Annotated in this window: 17 protein-coding genes; 11 read left to right on the top strand and 6 right to left on the bottom strand. The window is 45.5% G+C overall.

What is annotated here, in order from left to right:
- Window positions 1-9 precede the first annotated feature (9 nt).
- Entirely contained in the window at window positions 10-354 is a 345-nt protein-coding gene (locus LWP20_RS02335) for an SH3 domain-containing protein (RefSeq protein ID WP_242926500.1), read from the top strand.
- Between the two features lie 121 nt (window positions 355-475).
- Here LWP20_RS02335 and LWP20_RS02330 read toward each other — a convergent pair whose 3' ends face one another.
- Window positions 476-847: a T9SS type A sorting domain-containing protein gene (locus LWP20_RS02330; protein WP_242926499.1), complete on the bottom strand. Its 372-nt coding sequence runs from the start codon at window positions 845-847 to the stop codon at window positions 476-478.
- 168 nt (window positions 848-1,015) lie between these two features.
- Here LWP20_RS02330 and LWP20_RS02325 point away from each other — a divergent pair, with 168 nt between their 5' ends.
- The 4 genes from LWP20_RS02325 (at window position 1,016) to LWP20_RS02310 (ending at window position 4,411) form a co-directional block, all read left to right on the top strand.
- Window positions 1,016-2,128, top strand: coding sequence for an NAD(P)/FAD-dependent oxidoreductase (locus LWP20_RS02325; protein ID WP_242926498.1), 1,113 nt, complete (start codon window positions 1,016-1,018; stop codon window positions 2,126-2,128).
- A 199-nt stretch (window positions 2,129-2,327) separates the two neighbouring features.
- Entirely contained in the window at window positions 2,328-3,449 is a 1,122-nt protein-coding gene (locus tag LWP20_RS02320) for a type III polyketide synthase (RefSeq protein ID WP_242926497.1), read from the top strand.
- Window positions 3,430-4,149, top strand: coding sequence for a methyltransferase domain-containing protein (locus tag LWP20_RS02315; RefSeq protein WP_242926496.1), 720 nt, complete (start codon window positions 3,430-3,432; stop codon window positions 4,147-4,149). Before LWP20_RS02320 ends, LWP20_RS02315 begins: the two co-directional genes overlap by 20 nt.
- A 52-nt stretch (window positions 4,150-4,201) precedes the next feature.
- On the top strand, window positions 4,202-4,411 hold the full coding sequence (locus LWP20_RS02310; RefSeq protein ID WP_242926495.1) for a hypothetical protein: 210 nt from the start codon (window positions 4,202-4,204) through the stop codon (window positions 4,409-4,411).
- Here LWP20_RS02310 and LWP20_RS02305 read toward each other — a convergent pair.
- On the bottom strand, window positions 4,408-5,310 hold the full coding sequence (locus LWP20_RS02305) for a histone deacetylase family protein (RefSeq protein WP_242926494.1): 903 nt from the start codon (window positions 5,308-5,310) through the stop codon (window positions 4,408-4,410). The two genes, LWP20_RS02310 and LWP20_RS02305, sit on opposite strands and share 4 nt — an antisense overlap.
- A gap of 472 nt (window positions 5,311-5,782) precedes the next feature.
- Here LWP20_RS02305 and LWP20_RS02300 point away from each other — a divergent pair, with 472 nt between their 5' ends.
- Both LWP20_RS02300 and LWP20_RS02295 read left to right on the top strand, forming a co-directional pair.
- A complete protein-coding gene (locus LWP20_RS02300; RefSeq protein ID WP_242926493.1) occupies window positions 5,783-6,421 on the top strand; it encodes a porin family protein in 639 nt (212 codons plus the stop codon).
- Window positions 6,422-6,624: 203 nt separating this feature from the next.
- Window positions 6,625-7,161, top strand: a complete 537-nt coding sequence (locus LWP20_RS02295) for a DUF6992 family protein (RefSeq protein WP_242926492.1) — start codon at window positions 6,625-6,627, stop codon at window positions 7,159-7,161.
- A 62-nt stretch (window positions 7,162-7,223) separates the two neighbouring features.
- On the opposite strand, the gene LWP20_RS02290 is transcribed toward LWP20_RS02295, so the two are convergent.
- A complete protein-coding gene (locus tag LWP20_RS02290) occupies window positions 7,224-7,778 on the bottom strand; it encodes a type 1 glutamine amidotransferase domain-containing protein (RefSeq protein ID WP_242926491.1) in 555 nt (184 codons plus the stop codon).
- Window positions 7,779-7,884: 106 nt separating this feature from the next.
- A complete protein-coding gene (locus LWP20_RS02285) occupies window positions 7,885-8,265 on the bottom strand; it encodes a hypothetical protein (RefSeq protein WP_242926490.1) in 381 nt (126 codons plus the stop codon).
- Between the two features lie 292 nt (window positions 8,266-8,557).
- On the opposite strand from LWP20_RS02285, the gene LWP20_RS02280 reads away from it, so the two are divergent.
- The 4 genes from LWP20_RS02280 to LWP20_RS02265 all read left to right on the top strand — a co-directional run bounded on the left by LWP20_RS02280 (window position 8,558) and on the right by LWP20_RS02265 (window position 11,205).
- Window positions 8,558-9,160, top strand: a complete 603-nt coding sequence (locus LWP20_RS02280; protein ID WP_242926489.1) for a C40 family peptidase — start codon at window positions 8,558-8,560, stop codon at window positions 9,158-9,160.
- A gap of 209 nt (window positions 9,161-9,369) precedes the next feature.
- A complete protein-coding gene (locus tag LWP20_RS02275) occupies window positions 9,370-9,912 on the top strand; it encodes a YkvA family protein (RefSeq protein WP_242926488.1) in 543 nt (180 codons plus the stop codon).
- 21 nt (window positions 9,913-9,933) lie between these two features.
- Window positions 9,934-10,206, top strand: a complete 273-nt coding sequence (locus LWP20_RS02270) for a hypothetical protein (protein ID WP_242926487.1) — start codon at window positions 9,934-9,936, stop codon at window positions 10,204-10,206.
- 258 nt (window positions 10,207-10,464) lie between these two features.
- Window positions 10,465-11,205 (top strand): M48 family metallopeptidase, encoded by a 741-nt coding sequence (locus LWP20_RS02265; RefSeq protein WP_242926486.1) that lies wholly within the window; start codon window positions 10,465-10,467, stop codon window positions 11,203-11,205.
- 154 nt (window positions 11,206-11,359) lie between these two features.
- On the opposite strand, the gene LWP20_RS02260 is transcribed toward LWP20_RS02265, so the two are convergent.
- Entirely contained in the window at window positions 11,360-11,614 is a 255-nt protein-coding gene (locus tag LWP20_RS02260; protein WP_242926485.1) for an acyl carrier protein, read from the bottom strand.
- A 7-nt stretch (window positions 11,615-11,621) separates the two neighbouring features.
- Window positions 11,622-15,038: an efflux RND transporter permease subunit gene (locus LWP20_RS02255; RefSeq protein WP_242926484.1), complete on the bottom strand. Its 3,417-nt coding sequence runs from the start codon at window positions 15,036-15,038 to the stop codon at window positions 11,622-11,624.
- Window positions 15,039-15,056: the final 18 nt, after the last annotated feature.

The following is a 15,056-nucleotide window of genomic DNA, read 5'->3' as shown; positions in this document are numbered from 1 at the left end:
CATTACCTCATGAAGAAGAAAACCTTATTTGCTGCCCTGCTTATACTTTGTGTGGCAATAGCTTCCTGCAAAGAGCGTGAGGGCTTAAAAGTAGATGATTCTGAAGCGACGATAGCCAGCGAAACAGGCGCTTTGCCCCGGCTTTCTGCCGATGTGCTTGAGGTAACCCAGCCTTTGGTAAGTGGCCGGCTTTACACCAGTCCTGACTTCGAATCTGCTGTTATTACCAATTTTGATACAGCCCAGGAAATCCAGGTTCTGGATACTACAAACAACCTGTTTATAAAGGCCCGCTTACATAAAGACACTTCAGATTTTACCGGGTTTGTATCCAAAACTATACTTCCCGAATAATCCCAAGGTATAAAGTATACACTACCCGGCTATACCTTCAATTATGAACTACAGGCTGGTGTTGGCAAAATAAAAAGGCGACCCTCATGCAGGAGCCGCCTTTTCTTTAAAGTTTATTTTATTACTTAATAACTACCCGCTTGATAGCGCTATAGTTATCAGCCTCTAATTTCACGTAGTATAAGCCTTTTGCAAACTTATTCAGGTCTATCTCTTTCGAGAACTGGCCATCGTTGCGGGTAATAGTTTCGCGTAATATTTCGTTACCTATTACGTTAATAATGCGCAGTTCAGCAGTTTTAGATTCAAGGTTAGCCAACGATATAGTAAATACCCCGTTACTAGGGTTTGGATAAATAGATATCTCTTTTTCAAGCTGGTCTGCAGGCTGTTGTTTTTCGCTTTGAGCATGTGCTACAGTGGCACCACGCACCTGCGCTTGTGCACAAAGCACTGTTAAACTGGCAAAAAGAGAAAGTACAAGTTGTTTCATATAAATATAGTAGTGTCCTGTTCTGTTGTGTTACAAAAGTTGTTCCAATATTGTAACGCGCTGCACAATAATTTGTTCTTGTATTATACACCTCTAAATGAGTGCATTCACTAAGTATTGGGTTCATAAAGTTGCACTAAATTTATAGCAGAACCAAGATTTATACTTTTGAAAGATGTAATTGTAATCGGCGGTGGCTTAGCTGGCCTGGTAAGTGCTCTTGGTTTAGTACAACAGGGGCTCACAGTTACACTCATAGAAAAAAAGGCTTATCCTTTCCATAAGGTATGCGGAGAATATATATCAAATGAAGTGCTCCCCTATCTCAATAGTTTGGGCGTAGACCTAACTCCATTACAACCTTCCCGAATAAGTCGCTTCCTGCTATCTTCCCCTTCCGGCAATACTCTTGAAGCAGGATTGGATTTGGGTGGCTTTGGCATTAGCCGTTATACGTTAGATAATTACCTGTATGAGCTTGCAAAGGCGCAAGGTGTGGAGTTCAGGTTACAATGCACCGCACAGGATGTTATTTTTGCCGACGATAAGTTTGAGGTAAAATTAGCAGATGGTACTGCCATTTCGGCGGCTGTAGTACTGGGTGCTTATGGCAAGCGTGCCAACCTCGACCGAAAACTAAACCGCAGCTTCTTCAGCGCCCGCTCGCCTTATATTGGCGTTAAATATCACATCAGGTATAACTTTCCGAAAGACCTTATTGCGCTGCACAACTTTAAAGATGGGTACGCCGGCATGTCGGCGGTGGAAGACGGGCGTTATTGTTTCTGCTACCTGACTACCCGCCAGAACCTGCGCCAATACGGCAGCATACCTGCCATGGAGCAAGCCATACTTTACCAGAACCCATACTTACGGCAGGTTTTTGCGGAGGCCGAGTTTTTATATGAGCAACCGGAGGTTATAAATGAGATCTCCTTCGCCACTAAAACAAGTATAGAAAACCACATGCTTATGTGCGGCGATGCAGCCGGCATGATTACGCCACTCTGCGGCAACGGCATGGCCATGGCAATACATTCCGGTAAAATTGTGACAGAACATACGCTGGCATACTTTAAAAACGGCAGAAACCGCCCCCAACTGGAGCAAAATTATAGCCTGGCCTGGGAAAAACAATTCAACAATCGCCTGAAGCTTGGCCGCACGGTGCAGCACCTTTTTGGCAGCCTTATACTTTCTGAGCTAGCGGTAGGCACCTTAAAACGCATACCTGCTGCCGTGCGCCTGCTTATGCACCAAACCCACGGCCAACCTTTTTAACCCGTCTTTTAAAACAGCTTACATCCAATCTCTTGCTGCTTGCGTAGTTAAGGGCGTGTTTCGATTGTCGTGTTTTGAACCGGTCCTTTTACAGGTATAAAATCACAGGCATTTCATTACCTGACGTAACTTTTATACCGGGTAATGGTTAATCAATCGCTTGCTTTCCCCGAAACACCATACACGTAACTACCACCACATGAAAAGCTACCTATGCGCCATCGGCACGGCTAACCCGCCCCACAAGATACCGCAGATGCAGGTAGCCGACTTTATGGCTGCAGCTTTGCAGATGAATGAACCGGATACCCGCAAACTGAAGGCTCTTTACCGCGTGTCGGGCATTGGCCAGCGCTACAGTGTACTGCAGGATTATACCCGTGCTAACGGCGAGTATACTTTCTACCCGAACACCCCCGACCTGGAGCCTTTCCCGACAGTACAGCAGCGCATGGATGTTTACCGCAAACACGCTGTGGAATTATCAGCAGAAGCCATCCGGAATTGCCTTGCCAAAACACCATCGGTAAAGTATAGCCATCTTACGCACCTGATAACAGTAAGCTGCACCGGCATGTATGCTCCCGGCCTGGATATCGAACTGGTTGAAAAGCTGGAACTGCCTTCTAATGTGCAGCGTACTTCTGTAAACTTTATGGGTTGCTACGCTGCTTTTAATGCCATCAAACTTGCCGATTCTATTTGCCGGGCCGATGCACATGCCAAAGTAATGCTGGTTTGCACCGAGATCTGCACCATCCATTTCCAGAAAAACCCCGAGCCCGACCACCTGGTATCGAATGCTTTGTTTGGCGATGGCGCAGCAGCAGTACTGATGCAGGGAGAGCCTTGCCAGGAAGTTAGCCTGGAGCTACAATCTTTTCATTGCGACCTGGCTCCGGCGGGCAAACGCGACATGGCCTGGCACATTGGCGACACCGGTTTCGAAATGACACTTTCCTCTTATGTGCCCGACCTCATAAAATCAGGTATAAAACAACTAACTGAGCGCTTACTGCAAGGCCTGAAAACCACTATAGAAGAGATAAAGCTTTTTGCCATCCATCCAGGCGGCCGACGCATTTTGGAAGTTATTGAACAGGAACTGGGCATGACCCGCAACGACAACCGCTTTGCCTATGAAGTGCTGCAAAAATTCGGTAACATGTCGTCGGCTACAGTACTGTTTGTGCTGCAGGCCCTTATGGATACGCTTACGCCTAAAGAAAAAAACGAGCCGGTACTGAGCTTTGCCTTCGGCCCTGGCCTAACCCTGGAATCTATGCTGCTAAAAGTACACTATGCTGAAACTGCGGTCTAACACACCTGAACTGATGGATGACCTTACGCTGTCGGGTGAGGAACTCCAGGAAAATCTGGAAGAGCTGGAGGTGATAAATAACTGGCTCGGTGGTTACCAGGTGGTGCTTCAATCGCTGGATAAGATCATTTCCAGGTATAATCCTTTGCCAAAACCGTTACGCATTGCTGATATTGGCTGCGGTGCCGGCGACACCCTCCGAAGTATAGCCAAGTGGGCAAGGCGTAAAAGAATACAGACGCAGCTAACAGGTATAGATGCCAATGATTTTATGGTACAATATGCCCGGCACAATTGCAGTGCTTTTGAAGAAGTGGCCATTGTGCAGCACGATGTCTTTTCTGAAAGATTCAGCCGGGTGAAGTATGATGTGCTGGTTTGCAGCCTTTTCTGCCACCATTTTACCGATGCGCAACTCGTGCAGATGTTCCGGCAGTTGCATAGCCAGGCAAGTATAGCCGTCATCATCAATGATCTGCACCGGCACTGGTTTGCTTATTACTCTATCAAATTTATTACAGCCATTTTTTCAGGGTCAAGGCTTGTAAAAAACGATGCGCCGCTTTCTGTTATGCGGGCTTTTAAAAGGCACGAACTGGAAAACCTGTTGCACCAGGCTGGTATCTCTAACTATACTTTGCGTTGGATGTGGGCGTTTAGGTGGCAATTGGTAATGTATAAAACCGAAGCCGGGATGTAAACATTTGGCACCGCCGGCAAGTATAAACTCAATCTACCTACCTGATTACGCTATGAGCAAAAGCACGCTTAATTTCTGGATCCTGTTTGCAGTTTCGCTTATACTTTCCGCCATCGTTATTGCAGTATTTTTCAAAATTCTAAAAGCTGTTCTTTTTCTTATCCTGATACTGGCCCTGGCACCTGTTATTTATATTCTGCTAAAGCTTATAATGCCCGGCAAGAAAACCGGCGAAGGCGACAAACTAAAAACCAGGCATTAAAAGAAAATGTGCTGCGCCAGCCTGAAGGTATTGGCATGTGCCTCCACAATATGCGCTATCTGCCTGGAGTAACCACCGCCCATACTTACCGTTACCGGAATTTTGTTTTTATGACATAGGTCCAGCACCAGCCTGTCGCGCTCTTTGCAGCCATCAATGGTCATGGCCAGTTTCCCCAGTTTATCTGTGGCCAGCACATCAACCCCCGACTGAAAAAACACAAACTCGGGTTGCAGCTTATCCAGCAGGCGTGGCAGCGTATCAGAAAGTATAGCTAAGTATGTTTTATCGTCGGTGCCATCGGCAAGCGGTATATCCAGGTCTGATCGCTCTTTATGGAACGGGTAGTTATGGCCGCAATGCATGCTGAAAGTATAAACACGTGGCTCCTGCTCAAATATCTGCGCCGTACCGTTACCCTGGTGCACATCCAGGTCTACTACAAGTACTTTTTTAATGCCTTTATACTTCAGCAGGTAATTAGCTGCAATGGCAATGTCATTTAACAGGCAAAAACCCTCGCCCCGATCGGTAAACGCATGGTGCGTGCCACCAGCTATGTTCATGCCTATGCCATACTCCAGCGCGAACAGCGATGCCTGCAATGTGCCGTTCATGATTACGACTTCGCGGTTAATCAGCTCCGGTGAGTGCGGGAAACCTGTTTTCCGGATTTCTGAAGGCGTTAATTCCAGATCGCGCAGGCGTTTCCAATAAGTAGCATCATGGGTATGCAGTATGTGCTGTTCCGGCAGTGGCTCCGGAGCAAAAAGGTTTTTCCCGGTAATGGTGCCTTCATACAACAGTTGCTCAGGCAGGAGGTCATACTTGGCCATCGGGAAACGGTGGCCTTCGGGCAGGGCATGTGCAAAAATATCGGACCAGGCAATTTTAAGCATAGCACAAAGCTAACAATTAAACCCCTGTCCGGGTTTACTCTGACCTCTCTAAAACTCCAAATTCAAGTATAAATTCCCTCTCCTGAACCAGTACAATTTTGAGGGTTTTAACTTCGGTTTATAAGTCTTTCTGAGGAAAAGTTCATAACACATCTTACCCGCTTTCAGAAGCCCTTGAAAAGCACTTCTTGCTGTGGATAAATGTGGATAACTATGTTGATTTACTCACTTTATCCACTTTTATCTGTGAATTGAATGTTAAGAAAGGGCTTACATATACTTATATTTATATTCTTATACCTGAATAATTAAAGTTTAGCCACTAATGGCTGTTAATATCATGGCTACCCAGCAAGAGTGCTTGTAAGTGAGAAAAAGTGGTGAATTCTGATACAATTTATACTTTCTGTAACCTCTTATAACAATTCTGCAGTATATATCTAAAAAGCGATTTTACGCTTGCCTAACCACTATGAAAAAGATATTTATTCTTGCCACCCTGCTACTCACCACCTTCTCTGGTTTTGCACAAACTGAAGATGTAACAGGCCCTACCACTATACAGAAAAACCATAACCTGCTGAGCGGGCTTTACACACCCAATGAAGGTTTTGGCCTGAAAGGAGGCGTAAACTTTAATACCCTGCGAGGCAGCGATAAAGACAACTTGGGCACTATAAACGAGCTGACCAGTTTTCATGCAGGTGTTTTTGCCCAGTTTGCCTTCAATGATTTTTTCTCGCTCCAGCCCGAAGTATTGTATAGCCGCAAAGGCTTCGAAAGAAACGACTCTACCTTCCGTTACGATTACCTGGAAGTACCAGTTCTGGCAGTTTTTAATGTAACCGAAAACATAAGCTTTCACCTTGGCCCGCAGGCAAGTATAATGGTTTCGGCGAAGGAGGAAGATAAGGAAATAGATCTGGAGCCATTTAATACGTTTGATTATGGCGTTGCTGCAGGTGCCGAGGCCCATATAAGCCGGTTCCGGCTGGGCGCGCGTTACAACCTGGGCTTTGCCGACCTACGCAACCAAAATGAGGCCGGACAACATATTAATGAAGACATTAAGCATGGAACGCTACAGCTTTACGTTGGCTTTAGCTTTTAAAACCTTCTAACCCACTGGCAAGGCAACAAAAAGTTAAAGTGCAAAGTAAACAGCTGTAACAAACTGACCTACAGCAAAAATCCATCGCACACGCACCCTTTGCTGCGCACTCAGCAAGCCTGAGTATACTTCCTTTTGCCCGCGCAGCTATGCGAAACACGCTATACACATCGTTCCTACTCAAACTTATTAGCCGTGTTACCATGAAAAATTACCTTTGCCTGCTCCTGCTTCTGCTGTTTAATCTTACTGCTAGTGCCCAGAGCGGCACGGCAGCAGCTTTTAACCAGAAGGAGGGCGAAATATTGAAAATAGGGATGGTGGTACTTGGTGGCTGGGCACTTCTGAATATTATTTTCGGGAGCTTCCGGCTAATGAAAGCTTCGCGCAGCAAGAAGTTTCTTCACCAAATGAACATCTATTTCAACATTGTGAACATCTGCATAGCAGGTTTTGCCTTATACTTCATACTTACCGAAAATGCTGCCCGAACACTGGCCGAAACAGTGCGCATGCATTACTGGTACATTAAAATACTTTACCTGAGCATAGGGTTGGATGTGAGTTATATGTTGCTGGGCGCTTATTTGCAGGAAAAATCACGCAACTCGCCGAAAACGGAGCAATACTTAGGCTGGGGACAATCGTTGGTACTGCAGGGTCTCTTCCTCTTTTTACTGGACCTGGCACTAACCATACTACTCGAAAAACATACATCCGACTTGATGCGCCTGCTGTAAGTATAAAAAAAGCCGCTCCCGGCACATGGCAGGAAGCGGCTGCAAAGTATAAATATTATCTGCTAACGGTCGTGGCGGCCTTCAGCAAACTCTTCAATCATTTTACGGTTAAAAGCTGGGATATCGTCTGGTTTACGGCTGGTTACTAACCCATTATCCACTACTACTTCTTCATCTACCCAATCAGCACCGGCATTTTTCAGATCGGTTTTTAAGGTGTGGTAGCTTGTTATTTTCTTACCTTTCAGTTTGCCGGTTTCTATCAGCGTCCAGGGGGCGTGGCAAATCGCGGCAACAGGTTTCCCGTCTTCCATGAACTTATTAACAAAAGCAACGGCATCTTTATTAACACGCAGCTTATCCGGGTTCATAACACCACCAGGCAACAGCAGCGCATTGTAGTCGCTGGCATTTACACTGTCCAGTGTCTTATCTACTTTATACTTATCGCCCCAATCGGTGTGGTTCCAGCTTTTTATTTCGCCGCTTTTTGTTGAAATGATGTGCGTCTGGGCACCTTCCGCCTCCAGCGCTTTTCTTGGCTCGGTCAACTCTACCTGCTCAAATCCTTCTTCTACCAGTATGGCGATCTTTTTTCCTTCCAGCTTATTAGCCATCTTTCAGTTTGTTTTATAGTTTAACAAGTGCTTAATGCCTTAGTAAACGCCCGTACTGGTAAATAGTTAAAGGTTTTATACTTGCCACAATGGTAACCACCTAGATTTATACTTCCTTTTTTTCATCGGCTGGCAGCGGTAGCGTTGTAGGTTCTATTTTAGCAGCGGCTTTATTTTTTATACCTGCCAAGTGCCGCATGTGCTTGGTGCCTGCCTCGCGGGCCTCTACTTCATACTTGTTATTATAATACCCGACCCGCACCGATTCTACAAAGTATAGCCACAGAAAACGGGTGTAGCCATGCTCTTTAAATTGCCGGATGTGGCACATTTCGTGCGCCAGCCAGCCTTCATCTTTCAGAAAGGTCTGCCCATCTACGCCGCTCAAATGTATCTTATTACCCAGCACCATGGCCACGTTACTGCTCTTTAAAACCATGCGGGCAATACGGGCAAAAAACGATCGTTCTACAATTTTAAAATCCATTTGTTATACCTTAAAAATTGCACTTATACACACCTTTGGTTGCAAGCCCAAAAGCACCTCACAGCTCAACCAGCTTCTATGTGAAGCAGATATGCTAATTACGTGGTGTAAGCGGCTTCAGATCGCAATTTGGTTCTTTCAGCAATTGTACTTAATTTCACCCCTTGTTAAGATGCGGCAACATCTAAAACAGTAAAAGCGGGCTTTGCCAGTGCTATTTTTCAGCAGTCTGCTTTTAGTTATGGTGACAACTGTTTACCCGCTGCGGTGGGCCAAAAACATGCTAAACCCGATGATAAAAACAACCATACTGAGCGTATTTGCCTTAACTTCGCTCGCCATGTCTTACTTCTACGAAGTAAAGCCAGCTGCACCGGCCACAGAGGCTGCAAGCATTACACCTTACGCCATTAACTCCGGCGATGATGTAGTAAATGCCCTCAAACTGAAGGCCCCGGTTACCTACCGCGACACGTTATTTTACGAATATTACTCTCAAACGCTTGGCCTTAACTTCGATTACAGCGAAGACAAGGAGCTGATTGAAACTGTAACTGAATGGATAGGCACTCCTTACCGTTATGGCAGTAACTCAAAGCGTGGCACCGATTGCTCTGGTTTTGTAACCAGCATATACCGCGATGTTTACGGCATCGACTTAAGCCGCAGCTCACGCTCTATGTTTCAGGATGTGCAGCGCATTAAAAAAGACAGCATCAAAACCGGCGATCTCGTTTTCTTCCGCCGCAGCCCCAAGCAACCGATCTTTCATGTGGGCATCTATTTAAAAGGAAATAAGTTTATACATTCTGCTACCAACGGTGGTGTAATGATAAGCTCGCTTAAAGAACCTTACTACCGTAACTACTATTATGCGGCCGGCCGTGTAATGTAAGCACAAGCTAAAATAAACAACCTGAGCCCTGTAGTGTTACTATAGGGCTTTTTCTTTGCCATAAGCAGAACAATTTTACAGGCAGCCAGTATATAGGTTACCTTAAGTTTAAGCAAATTGCAGCCGCTTTGGCCCGGGCTATGTATAACCACCTGCCTCCTGGCACCATTTAACGTACAAACACAACCACAATAAGCACGTACTATAGTATGGAAAATCAGCAACCTGATGGCAAAAATGTAGCACAAAGCGCATTTTTCAAGGGACTTCTGAAAAAAGCAGAACGTTACCTGCAGCACCCTATGCAAGTAACCAAACTGCTGAACGATGCATTTAAGAAAGCAACTGCCAAAAAGAATATTGGCGCTCTGGCAGGCGAGGTTTGGGAAAACCTGCAACTGCTGTCACGTTTGATAAAATCGGCTGTGGCCGGTGAGTATAAAGGCATCCCAACCACTACACTTGTAGGTGGCATTGCCGTTATTATTTATTTCCTGAGCCCGATAGACCTGATTCCGGATATTATACCGGTAATAGGTTTACTCGATGATGCCAGCCTGCTGGCCTGGTTTATGACCAGTATAAAAGCAGAGCTCGACAGGTTTAAGGAATGGGATGCCTACAAGCAGGAACAGGAGCGCAACACAACGCACACCGACCCGGCACACCACGCTGACAGCTCTTTTGGTACGCCCAAGTATAGCAACCAGCCTCCGGGCACGGTGCATTCAGGCAAAAGCGAAAACATCTAAATAACTTAAAAAGGACAGATTATGGCACACGAAATCGACAAAAGCAATGAAGCCGGGCACATAAAGAGTTCAATGAAAAAAGGCGACATTGCTGAGAAGTATAAAGCTGCAGAGCAACACTACCTGAAGGTTAATAACAAACCGGTTAAAGTGGCCCAGCACCAGCACTTGGGTTCCGCTGAAGGCTCTACCACCTTTAACCAGGAACCTGTTTTACGCGCCTCCACTACCGATAGCAGCCGCGTGCCTAAAAGCCGGCACGACGACAGCCCTATAGGCGGAAACGTACGTTAGCAAAGTATAACTTAATCAATTTTAAAGGAGCTCTCAACGAGCTCCTTTTTATTTTTCAGGAAATAGAAATTTTCATAGCTACTCTTTCTGCCACAAACCACCTACAAGTGCTTAAAAGGGCTTTTTCGTCTCCAGATATAGAACTATTCAAATACATAAATTTAAATAAATTTAGATAAAAGCTGCCCTGTCATTAGTTTTTTACAGAATTTATTATCTATATTTGAGCTACCAAATTTGTACTTAACTTTTAGCCGAGTGTCTGCAACATTTTTAAGATTATCTTCTGTCAATCTTCATATTGATGGGATAGGGAAAGTTCTGATTGAACGAAGCGATAAAGCAAAACGCGTAAGTATAAGCGTAAGGCCTATTAAAGGTATACGTGTAGCCGTACCACCACACATCAGTTTTGAGAAAGCCGAACAGCTTATCTATACCAAAGCCGATTGGATTAAGGAGCACCAGGCACGCATGCAGCAGCAGGAAGCCCGGGTAACGGTTTACGATCAGGACAGCGAGTTTAAGACCTATTCTCATACATTACGCCTGCTTACACATGCCCAGTATACCATGCGCTGCGTTATTGAAGATGGCTATATAAACGTGTTCTACCCGGCTTACAAAGACGCTTTGGACAGCGATGTGCAGAAGTTTGTCCGTAAATCTATAGAGGAAGCTTACCGCAAAGAGGCCAAGGTATACTTGCCGCAACGTGTGGAGTACTTTGCTAAAAAATTCGGATTCAGTTACCAGAGCGTATTTATTAAGAATGCGAAATCGAGATGGGGAAGTTGCTCGCACACCGATAATATTAACCTAAACCTGCATTTAATGCGCCTGCCTGAAGATCTGCGTGATTATGTTATCCTGCATGAACTGGCCCATACTGTAGAAAAAAACCACGGCCCACGTTTCTGGGCTTTGCTGGATACTTTGTGCGGTAACTCAAAAGCTTTAGACAAAAAACTGAAAGACTACCGTATCTCTGTATACTAGATTTATACTTCAGAAAATAACTATAGAAATCAACCCTAACGCAATTCTATACTTCAGTTAAAGTATAAAATCAAAACCGGGAATATTAAAAACAGAAAGAGCGGGGAATTTTCCCCGCTCTTTCTGTTTTTAATAAGCATGAATGCTATACTGTCTAATTATCAGATGGTGCAGCGTGCAGGGCCACATACTCTATGAAATCGCCTACCGTGTTAATAGGCACTTCATCCGGAATGGTGATGTGAAAATTCTTTTCTAACTCAAGTATAATATCAACAACATCAACGGTATCAAAGCCAAAATCCTTTGTAAGGCGGGCTGTGGCCTGCAAGCGGGCAGGTCTTATTTCCTTGGTTTTGCTAATGATGCGGATAACCTCCTTCTCAATAGCTTTGTCAATTGTAAGCATATTCAAATTATAGGGTATATTCTCTCACTTTTCCGTTTACAGGAGTTTCCTGACCGGTTATTTTAATGGTGCCTGCTGCCTTTTTCCTGCCTCTCAGTCTTTCACCAACTTTCTCGTTGAGCAGGTACATAACCGGCACAATCAGCAGTGTAATGAGGGTAGCAAATCCCAGACCAAAAATGATTGTCCAGGCGAGCGGGCCCCAGAATGCGGCACTATTACCGCCCATAAAGAAGTGCGGCTTAAACTCTGTGAATAAAGTATAAAAGTTAAGGTTAATGCCCAGGGCCAGCGGCACCAGCCCCAGCATGGTGGCAGTAGCCGTCAGCAATACCGGGTTAAGGCGTGTTTTACCGGCTTCCACAATAGCCTCGCGCATTTCTTTGCCTTCTTCGCGGAGTATGTCTGTAAACTCCACAATCAGGATACCATTCTTTACCACAATACCAGCCAGCGCCACAATACCCACACCCGTCATTACTATAGACACCTCCATACCGAAGATAGAGAAGCCCAGCAACACACCGATGATACTGAACAGCACCTCCGAAAGTATAATAAATGGCTTCGAAACAGAGTTAAACTGCGTAACCAGGATCAGGAAGATAATACAGAAGGCTGCCACCAGTGCCAGGCTCAGGAAGCTGGCTGTTTCATCCTGCTCTTCCTGCTGTCCACCCATTTTTACTTCATAACCTTCCGGCGTATCAAAGTTCTGTAACGACTGCTCTATCTGTTGCACTACTTCGTTGGCGTTATAACCAGCCAGCACGTTTGATTCCAGCGTAACTACACGCTTCAGGTCTTTGCGCTTGATACCGCCATACGATGTTTCATAGGCTATACTTGCAACCGATGAAAGCGGAATCTGGCGCACCAGGCCGGAGTTCATGTCGCGGTACGTAATGCGCATATCCATCAGGGCATCTATGTTTTTGCGGTAAGGCTCAGCGTAGCGTACCTGTATCGGGTATTCGTCTTCATCCAGTTTAAACTTAGAGGCTTCCACCCCGAAAATAGATGTTCGGATTTCAGAGCCAATCTGGGCAGTACTTATACCTTCGCGGTTAGCACGCTCACGATCAATGTTGATCACGATTTCAGGTTTGCTGTCTTCCAGGTCTGAGCGAAGTTCTTCAATACCTCCTATCTGCTGCTGATCAATATACTGTTCTACCTGTTTAGAAAGCGACACAAGCTGGTTAAAGTCTTCGCCGGCAATTTCTATACTGACAGGTTTACCAACCGGTGGGCCGTTCTGCTCTTTATCTACTGTGATGTCGGCACCAGGTATACCTTTTACCACTTCACGTATCTCGTTCAGGTATTCGCTAGACGACTTCTCTCCGGTACGGTCAGAAAAATCGACAAAGGCTACGGTTACCTTACCTTTCTGAGACTGGGCAGTTGCGCTTCTATCGTTCTGGTCGCCGGCGCCAATGGCTACGTTCGATATAACAGACTCTACATCGGGGTTGTTCTGGCCGATAACACTATAAATGCGTTTCTCTACTATCTTGGTTACAGAATCAGTTACAGCCTGGTCTGCGCCAATAGGCATGTTGATGTAAGTATAAATAAAGTTCGGATCGGACTCCGGGAAGAACACTACTTTAGGCGGACGTATACCAGTTATTACAAAAGAGAAGATCAGTAGGCCGATTACGCTAAAGAACATGGCTATCGGGCGTTTGCCTGCCAGCATCCAACGCAGCAAGCGCTCATACCCGTTCATAAATCTTGGCAGCAAATTGTTCTGGAACTTCTCGATCAAGCCTGTAAGTACATACTTATTAAGCAGCACCAGCACCACACCCAGCATAACCAGGTTAGCCGTTCCGTACCACCCAACTATGTAGGCCACTACAGCAACCAGAAACGCAGCACCTGTCAGCATCCAGAAAGTTCTGCGGGCTCGAGGCGAGGCAGCAGTTCCATGCTCTCTCTTCATGAAGGAAACTGCAAACACCGGGTTAATAACAAAGGCTACCAACAACGAAGCTAACAGTGTTACAATCAGTGTTATGGGCAGGAAGAACATGAATTTACCAACTATACCCGGCCAGAAAGCCAGCGGTAGAAATGGTGCTACTGTTGTTAAGGTACCTGCCAGTACCGGTACAAATACCTCGCCTGCGGCAACTTTAGCTGCCTTTACAATGCTCAGGTTTGTAGTATGAAAAATGCGGTGCGTATTCTCTATTACCACAATGGCATCATCTACCACTATACCCAGGGCCAGCAGGAACGAGAAAAGCACGATCATGTTCAGCGAGAAACCGAGCAAAGGCATCAGGATAAAAGCGATGAACATGGAAATAGGCACCGACAAACCAACAAATATGGCGTTGGTAGCCCCCATAAAGAACATCAGAATTATAGTTACCAGCACAAAGCCAATGATGATCGTGTTGATCAGGTCATTAAGCGTATGGCGGGTTTCTGTAGACTGGTCACCGGTTATAGTTACTTTCAGGTCGTCGGGCAGCACGGTGCCTTTCATGTCTTCTACAGTTGCCTGAATTTTATCAGAAGCTTCTATCAGGTTTTCGCCGCTGCGCTTGATCACGCTTAGCGTAATAACCGGGGCATTATCGAGGCGTGCAAAGCTTTCCTGTTCTTCAAAGCCTTCTTTTACTTCGGCAATTTCTTTGAGTTGAATATTAGCCCCTGCCAGCGATTTCACTACAATATCCCCGATCTTGTTAGGATCCACGTACTGTCCAACCACACGCACAGAGCGCTTCATTTCGCCTACGGTAACGTTACCACCCGAAATGGTCATGTTTTCGGTGGCTATAGCACGCTGAATATCGCCGAATGTAACCTGGGCAGCCTGCATTTTATACAGGTCCACGTTTACCTGTACTTCCTTATCCAGGGCACCAATCAAATCAACACGGGTAATTTCAGGTTCAGCTTCTATTCGGTCCTGCAGGTCTTCGGCATACTTCTTCAGCCTGTCCATACTATAGTTACCCGACACGTTAACCGACATTATCGGAATATCAGAGAAGTTTACTTCCTGCACGTCAGGGTCGCGGTCCAGGTCAGAAGGCAGATCGGTGCGGGCTTTGTCCACGGCATCTTTCACCAGTTGTTTTGCAACCGCTACCTCCACATCTGTATTAAACTCTACTACAATCATAGAGAAGTCCTGGATAGAATTAGAGGAAATCTCCTTCACTCCCGAAATCGCTTTCAACTCCTTTTCGATAGGGCGTGTTACCAGGTTCTCCATATCAGATGGGGAAGTACCCGGGTAAATTGTGCTCACAAACACAGTAGGTATAACTATATCCGGGAAGTTCTCTTTTTGTAACTTGATATAGGATATAATACCCGCCAGCGTGATAATGATGGTCATGATATAGATACTGGTTCTATTATCGATGGACCAACTGGTTGGCTTGAACTGTTTCATAGTTTTATACTTAGTTTT

The sequence above is a fragment of the Pontibacter vulgaris genome, from assembly GCF_022758145.1.
Lineage (GTDB): Bacteria > Bacteroidota > Bacteroidia > Cytophagales > Hymenobacteraceae > Pontibacter > Pontibacter vulgaris.
This window is presented reverse-complemented; position numbering and strand designations above follow the sequence as displayed.